General features: G+C 59.8%; 9 protein-coding genes. 6 read left to right on the forward strand and 3 right to left on the reverse strand.

Annotation, left to right across the window (positions count from 1 at the left end; genetic code table 11):
- Positions 1 to 198 precede the first annotated feature (198 nt).
- Positions 199 to 1608, forward strand: a complete 1410-nt coding sequence (locus tag MHY87_RS07225) for an amidase (RefSeq protein WP_370644860.1) — start codon at positions 199 to 201, stop codon at positions 1606 to 1608.
- A 28-nt stretch (positions 1609 to 1636) separates the two neighbouring features.
- Here the strand turns inward: MHY87_RS07225 and MHY87_RS07230 are convergent, their stop codons facing one another.
- On the reverse strand, positions 1637 to 2029 hold the full coding sequence (locus MHY87_RS07230) for a nuclear transport factor 2 family protein (RefSeq protein WP_239350676.1): 393 nt from the start codon (positions 2027 to 2029) through the stop codon (positions 1637 to 1639).
- Positions 2030 to 2105: 76 nt separating this feature from the next.
- Between MHY87_RS07230 and MHY87_RS07235 the strand changes: the two genes are divergently transcribed.
- From MHY87_RS07235 to MHY87_RS07245, 3 genes are all read left to right on the forward strand, one after another.
- Positions 2106 to 2465: a helix-turn-helix domain-containing protein gene (locus tag MHY87_RS07235; RefSeq protein WP_239350677.1), complete on the forward strand. Its 360-nt coding sequence runs from the start codon at positions 2106 to 2108 to the stop codon at positions 2463 to 2465.
- A 90-nt stretch (positions 2466 to 2555) separates the two neighbouring features.
- Positions 2556 to 3314 carry a rhodanese-related sulfurtransferase gene (locus MHY87_RS07240; RefSeq protein WP_239350678.1) on the forward strand — a complete coding sequence of 253 codons (759 nt, stop codon included), beginning with the start codon at positions 2556 to 2558 and terminating at the stop codon, positions 3312 to 3314.
- Positions 3307 to 3528 carry a SlyX family protein gene (locus MHY87_RS07245; protein ID WP_239350680.1) on the forward strand — a complete coding sequence of 74 codons (222 nt, stop codon included), beginning with the start codon at positions 3307 to 3309 and terminating at the stop codon, positions 3526 to 3528. The genes MHY87_RS07240 and MHY87_RS07245 overlap by 8 nt, the downstream gene beginning before the upstream one ends.
- A gap of 122 nt (positions 3529 to 3650) precedes the next feature.
- Here MHY87_RS07245 and MHY87_RS07250 read toward each other — a convergent pair whose 3' ends face one another.
- Both MHY87_RS07250 and MHY87_RS07255 read right to left on the reverse strand, forming a co-directional pair.
- Positions 3651 to 3863 carry an alkylphosphonate utilization protein gene (locus MHY87_RS07250; RefSeq protein ID WP_239350682.1) on the reverse strand — a complete coding sequence of 71 codons (213 nt, stop codon included), beginning with the start codon at positions 3861 to 3863 and terminating at the stop codon, positions 3651 to 3653.
- Between the two features lie 103 nt (positions 3864 to 3966).
- On the reverse strand, positions 3967 to 4827 hold the full coding sequence (locus MHY87_RS07255) for a hypothetical protein (protein ID WP_239350683.1): 861 nt from the start codon (positions 4825 to 4827) through the stop codon (positions 3967 to 3969).
- A 228-nt stretch (positions 4828 to 5055) separates the two neighbouring features.
- On the opposite strand from MHY87_RS07255, the gene MHY87_RS07260 reads away from it, so the two are divergent.
- A complete protein-coding gene (locus MHY87_RS07260) occupies positions 5056 to 6144 on the forward strand; it encodes a TRAP transporter substrate-binding protein (protein WP_239350684.1) in 1089 nt (362 codons plus the stop codon).
- A 163-nt stretch (positions 6145 to 6307) separates the two neighbouring features.
- Positions 6308 to 7143: LLM class flavin-dependent oxidoreductase (locus tag MHY87_RS07265; protein WP_239350685.1), on the forward strand; the 836-nt coding region annotated here is incomplete at its 3' end.

Here is a 7143-nt window from a genome sequence, read left to right on the forward strand (position 1 = left end):
CTAAAACACCGCTACTGAGAATATGTTTGCCGTTGTCTCGATAAAGTTGTGTTCTGGAGGTGGTAGCTCTTTCTGCCCAGGATCGTGGAAGCGATTAGCCTGTGCGACGAAGCCTGCTTCTGAGCTACCCCGGTTTACGTAAGAAGAGGGATGGCGCAGCATGAGGTGAAGCGAATCCTTATGCAGCGAGGCCATCACGTGAGCGCAAGACCCTTTTCTCCGTTGCCTGCCGATCTGGCGGATTGGTCGGCGGGAGACCTGCTCGAGGCTTACGCGCGCAAGGACGTCTCGCCGGTCGATGCGGTGCAGGCCGTAATCGCGCGTATCGAGGCTTATGAGCCCAGACTTCAGGCGCTCTACGCCTATGATCCGGAAGCGGCGGTGAAGGCCGCCAGGGAATCCGAGCAGCGTTGGGCGAGAGGAGCGGCGCGAGCCCTCGACGGAATTCCCGCGACCATCAAGGAAAACATCGCCACCAAAGGCACGCCCGTGCCGCTGGGCACAGCGGCGCGTCCGTTGACGCCTGCGAAAGAGGATGCGCCTTCCGCCGCGCGGCTGCGGGAGGATGGCGTCGTCATTCTCGCCAAGACCACGATGCCGGATTACGGCATGCTCTCCTCCGGCCTTTCGAGCTTCCACCCGCTCGCACGCAATCCGTGGGATCTGTCGAAGAACCCCGGCGGAAGTTCTGCCGGCGCGGGAGCGGCGGCGGCGGCGGGCTACGGGCCGTTTCACATCGGCACGGATATCGGCGGCTCCATTCGCCTGCCCGCATCCTGGTGCGGCGTGTTCGGCTTGAAACCGAGCTTCGGCCGCATTCCCATCGATCCGACCTATTACGGACGTGTGGCCGGACCCATGACGCGAACCGTGCGCGATGCCGCACTGATGATGACGAGTCTCACGCGGCCGGATGCGCGCGATCCCATGAGCCTGCCGTATCAGGATCTGCCTTGGCTCGACCTCGGTATCGAGGTCAGGGGGCTCAAGATCGGTCTCATGATGGAGGCGGGCATCGGCTTGCCGCTGGACCCGGAAGTGCGCGCTGCCGTTGAAAGGGCCGCGAAAGCCTTTGCCGATGCGGGTGCTGTGGTCGAAGAGCTGAAGCCCTTCGTGACGCGTGACATGCTCGACGGTCTCGACGATTTCTGGCGCCAGCGCGCCTGGATGGATATCGGCGCCTTGAGCGACGAGGAGCGCGCCCAGGTGCTGCCCTACATCCTGAAATGGGCCGAGGGCGGCAAGGCACTGACCGGTGCTCAGGTCTATGCCGGCATGAACCAGATGATGGTGATGCGCCACGCCGCGGTCGCCGCCACGCATGACTTCGACTTCGTTCTCTCGCCGGTGGCGCCGAACGTGGCTTACGAAGCGGAGCTGGCTTCCCCGATCCACGATCCGGAAAAACCCTTCGAGCATATCGGCTATACGGTCGCCTTCAACATGTCCGACCAGCCCGCTTCGTCGGTGAATGCGGGCTTCACGAAAGCGGGGCTTCCCATCGGCTTGCAAATCATCGGCCGCCGCTTCGACGATGTTGGCGTGCTCAGGCTCTCAGGGGCCTGGGAGGGGATGTGTTCCGACAAGCGGCCCTGGCCGCGGCTTTAGGAAGTATATGGCTGGGTCAACTGCAGTCTTAGGCAATGGATGGCAAGCTGGCTCCTGTCGCATGGTCGATCACATAGAGCCAAAATCCATCTGATTGTCTGCGGGCAATTTCAGCGGAACTTCCAGACGCAACAAGTGACCCGTCATGATTGGTTATTCTCCAATCAGCCCGCAGCAGGGCCAAGTCGCCGCTTTCGAGGCAGAAATTGTTATTTGACGTCATAACTCCAGGAACTTGCAAGAGTTGCTGGAGTGCCCTCTCAATGTCAGCGAGGCCGATTGAGGTTTGCTCACCACCTTCAGCCGTATCAACCGTGTGCGTTGCATAAGGCTCATAGAAGGCAAGTAGATTGGCTATGCTGCGTCTGTTAAAGGCACGTGCGAATGCCTCATTCATCTGCTGCGGCTTAGTAACTTTCATAGCTGGTCTCCGTCCTTATGAGATTGTAGGAAAATCACATCCGGTCAGGACTATCCAAGTGGGAAGAACTGCAATCATGGGCTTCATTACTGCAGACAAGACCATCCAACTTGATCCGCCTACACCACGTCATGCAGTTGATTGTCCGGTTGAGGAGTGGCTTTCATTCCTTGGACATCGGTGGAATGCGCTTATCCTCTGGCACCTACAAAGTGGGCCGAGGCGCAACGGCGAGTTGACCGCGCTCCTGCCCGGCATCGGGCCGAAAGTACTATCGGAGCGTCTAAATGGATTAGAGAGACGCAAGCTTGTCTCGCGATCTCCGATCGCTGTCTTCCCTCGTGGAGTGGCATATTCACTTTCAACTAAGGGTAAGGATTTAGTTGTTATCTTAGATCAGCTTGAGTTTTGGGCGCGCTTTTCTGATGCCGACTGACCATCCTAACTTCAGAGAGGACGCTCGGGGCGACATTGAGCCTTCCTCCCATGGGTTTTCCCGAAGGTCGCCTGCTGGTAGAGAACGGGCATGACGTACAAAGTTGCCGCTCTCTATCAGTTCGTGTCGCTGCCCGATTTCCGGGAGATCCGCGACCCGCTTCATACCCTTTGCTCCGATCTCGGCATCAAGGGCACGCTTCTGCTTGCTGAAGAAGGCATCAACGGCACCGTGGCCGGAACGGCGGAGGGCGTCGATGCCCTGATCGCCGAGCTTCGGCAGGGCGCGCTTTTCCATGGCCGTCTCGACAATCTGGAGCTGAAATTCTCGACCGCCGCCGAGATGCCTTTCGGCAAGATGAAGGTGCGTCTCAAGAAGGAAATCGTCACCCTGGGCGATCCGCAGACGGACCCGACCAGGCAGGTCGGCACCTATGTCTCGGCTACCGAGTGGAACACGCTTATCGAGAGCCCGGACGTGATCCTGCTCGATACCCGCAACGACTTCGAGGTGGAGATGGGCACCTTCGAGGGAGCCGTCGATCCGCGCATCAAGAAGTTCAGCGAGTTCAAGGAATTCGTGGAGAAGGAGCTCGATCCTTCCAAACACAGGCGAGTGGCCATGTTCTGCACCGGCGGTATCCGCTGCGAGAAGGCCAGCTCCTACATGCTGGGGCAGGGCTTCGAGGAGGTCTATCACCTGAAGGGCGGCATCCTGCAATATCTGGAGGATGTGCCGGAAGAGGAGAGCCGCTGGAATGGCGGCTGCTTCGTGTTCGACGAGCGCGTCTCGATCGGACACGGCCTCATGGAGCGTCCGGAGGACAGGAGCATGCTGGCCGATGACTGACACGGACGGAGTCAATGCCCGCCTGGAGGCCCTGGAGGTGCGCGTCGCCTATCAGGATCAGGTCATCGATGACCTGAACCAAGCCGTGATCGACCAATGGAAGAAGATCGACGCGCTGAAGCGTCAGCTCAATGAGCTGCTCGACCGCGTCCAGGGTGTCGAGGACAGCGCCGGCGGACCGCGCGCGCCCGAACCGCCGCCTCCGCATTATTGATGCGCCCATCGTCATCCCGGGGCCGCGGAGCGGAACCCGGGATCGCAGGACGAGAATAGCGCTTGATCCGGACAACGATCCCGGATCGGCTTTGCCGTCCGGGATGACAGGCCTCCTAAAGGTCAAACCTTCTTCACGAAGCAGGTCTTCAGCACGAGGCCTTTGATCTGCGCCGAGCGGCACTCGATCTCCTCCGCGTCATCCGTCAGATGGATGTTCTTGAACACGGTGCCCCGTTTAAGGGTCGTGGAGGAGCCTTTCACTTTCAGGTCCTTGATGACCTGCACGGCATCGCCCTCGTTGAGCTGGGCTCCGTTGCTGTCCCTGACAACCATATCGGTCTCCTTGGGCGCGTCTTGCGCCTGCCGGACAGGGCATAGCCGCCGGGCCGATACTTTGTCCATCAGGACTCTTACGGGTCTACGCTCTCACCAAAGCTCAGGGCGAAGGCTGTGCATCGCCTGTCCTGATGGAGCCTGTTGTCTCCGTCGCCTTGCGCAGCTTGTTCACGAAAGCCACGAGACTGTTCGCCTGTCCCTGATCGGGAGCGAGATGCGACAGCACGCTGCTGTCGAAGGGCTCCTCCTCGATCATGCCGTCGACCATGATCGTTGTCTTAATGCCCGTTTCGACATCGAAGGAAATGGATCTGACCTTGGTGGGATGTGAGGCGCTGATCGGTTCGGCGACAGGAGGCGGGGGAACAAGCAATGCCGGGGATACGGGCGGCGTTGCCTGAGGAATCGCGGCGGTTTGCTGGGGCACGATCACCGTCATGGGCTCAGGTGCCCTAGGGGCCTTCCGGTCTTGCTCCTGCTTGTCTCTGACAACAGTCCGGCGATCCGTGGATTTTTCCTGGGGCTCTATGGATGCCGCCCTTTCATTCAAAAGCTGCTTCAGCTTCTCCTGGGCTTCTTTGGCCTCTCTCTGCGTCATCGACGTAAAGACGGCCACCAGAGGGTACTTGGATTTCTCCGCATCGGCTTTCGCTTTGGCTGCATCGGCGGCTTTTGCGGCCGCGATCCGCTTCTTTGCCTGCACAGTCTCGGCGCGGTTGTTGGTGCTGTAGGAATATCGCTTGCCGTTGATCTCGTAATAAACCTTGCGGGCTTCTGCGCCGCTGCTGACGGCGGCAAGGATGACGACGGCAGTTCCGAGTAGAATCTTGGTTCTGTTCATCCGCTTATAAGAGCCTTTTTGGCTCTTCCCCTTACACAAGTAAATCACAGTTAAGGAATGTGTTCTCTCTGTGGCGACGAGTAAGTGGTTCCGCATCTCGTTGGAGGTATGCGCGATCATTACTAAGAGATAGTAATGTAAATATAGAGCGATACATGTATCTGCTTTCCGACATGGCTTGTGTCTACTTTCAGACAGAGAGATGTTGTCGCAAAATAGTAATGTTATCTATTACTGTATTGGTCGTAAAAGCGTGATCCGAAACCCGGGCATATTGTTCTTACGGCGAATTGCCCGGCGCCTCTCCGTTGCGTAAGCAGCGACACACTCCAGAGCTGAGGGAAAACCATGAAACGCCGTAATTTTCTCGCCACGGCCGGCGCCGGCATTGCCGCCGGTGCCATTGCCAAGCCGGCCATTGCCCAATCGAATCCCGAAATCCGCTGGCGCCTGACCTCGGGCTTCCCGAAATCTCTCGATACGATTTATGGCGGCGCGGACTTCCTGGCGAAGTACGTGTCCGAGGCCACTGAAGGCAAGTTCCAGATTCAGCCGTTCTCGGCCGGTGAAATCGTCGGCACCTTCCAAGCCGCCGATGCGGTGTCGTCCGGCACGGTCGAGATGGCCCACACGGCTGCCTATTACTACGTCGGCAAGGATCCGACCTTCGCCGCCGCTGCGGCGGTGCCGTTTACGCTCAACGCTCGCCAGCTCAATGCTTGGCAGTACCACGGCGGCGGCATCGACCTCGTCAACGAGTTCATGGCCAAGCACAATCTTTATGCTCTGCCGGGCGGCAATACGGGCACGCAGATGGGCGGCTGGTTCCGCAAGGAGATCAAGACCGTCGAGGACCTGAAGGGCCTCAAGATGCGCATTGCCGGCATCGCCGGTCAGGTCATGGCGAAGCTCGGCGTCATTCCGCAGCAGGTGGCGGGCGGCGACATCTATCCGTCGCTCGAGCGCGGCACCATCGACGCCGCCGAGTGGATCGGCCCCTACGATGACGAGAAGCTCGGCTTCCAGAAAGTCGCACCGTTCTACTACTATCCCGGCTTCTGGGAAGGCGGCCTGACGCTTCACTTCCTCTTCAACAAGGCGAAGTGGGAATCCCTGCCGAAGAACTATCAGGCGATCCTGAATGCGGGTTGCATGGCCGCGAACGTGGACATGCTGGCGAAGTACGACGCCAAGAACCCGGCAGCGCTCCGCAGCCTGGTCGGCGCGGGCGCGCAGCTTCGTCCGTTCTCGCAGGAAATTCTCGACGCCGCCTACAAGGCGACCAACGAGGTCTATGCGGAAATCTCCGCCCAGAACGCGGATTTCAAGAAGATGATCGACTCGATCCGCGCCTTCCGAAACGAGGAATACCTTTGGTTCCAAGTGGCCGAATATGCCTTCGACAGCTACATGATCCGCGCCCGTACCCGCGGCTAAGTCGAGGCTCGGTAAAGGCATTGGAAACCCGGCGTTACAAACGCCGGGTTTTTCTTTTGCAACGCTGCTGCGCTTCCACCGAGGGGCTTAGGACCTTGCATCGGAAGGCCAGAGTGATGATCTGAGATCGACATTGTCCCGGCCACGTTTGAAGAGTTCACCTATGCCTCCGTTTTCCATTCTCGATCTTGCGCATATCACCGAGGGCTCTACCGCCTCCGATGCCCTGCGCAACTCGCTCGATCTGGCGCAGCACGCGGAGGCTTTGGGTTACAACCGCTTCTGGCTCGCTGAGCACCACAACATGGTGGGTATCGCCAGCGCCGCGACGAGCGTCGCCATCGCGCATGTGGCAGGCGGCACTAAGTCGATCCGCGTAGGGGCGGGCGGCATCATGCTGCCGAACCACTCGCCGCTCGTCATTGCCGAGCAGTTCGGCACGCTCGATGCGCTCTTTCCGGGCCGCATCGACCTTGGCGCGGGTCGCGCTCCCGGCACCGACCAGCGCACCATGCTGGCATTGCGCCGCGATCCCACGAGTGCCGACACCTTCCCGCAGGATGTATTGGAGCTGCAGGCGCTGCTCGGGCCATTGCAGCCGGGGCAGATGATCCAGGCGGTGCCGGGAACGGACAGTAACGTGCCGCTCTGGATTCTCGGCTCCAGCCTCTTCGGCTCGCAGCTCGCAGCCATGCTGGGCCTGCCTTACGCGTTCGCCTCGCATTTCGCGCCGAACGCCCTGTTCCAGGCGCTGCAAGTCTACCGTGAACGCTTCCAGCCCTCCGCGCAGCTCGACAAGCCCTATGCGATGGTCGGCGTGAACGTGATCGCCGCCGATACGGATGAGGAGGCGAAGCGTCTCTTCACCTCGGCGCAGCAGGCCTTCACCAACATGTTCCGCGGCACGCGCGGCAAGCTGCAACCGCCCATCGATGACATCGAGACCTATTGGACGCCATCCGAGAAAGCACAGGCATCCGGCATGCTCGCCTGCTCATT

The organism is Microvirga sp. ACRRW (genome assembly GCF_022346925.1).
In the GTDB taxonomy this organism is placed as follows: Bacteria; Pseudomonadota; Alphaproteobacteria; order Rhizobiales; family Beijerinckiaceae; genus Microvirga.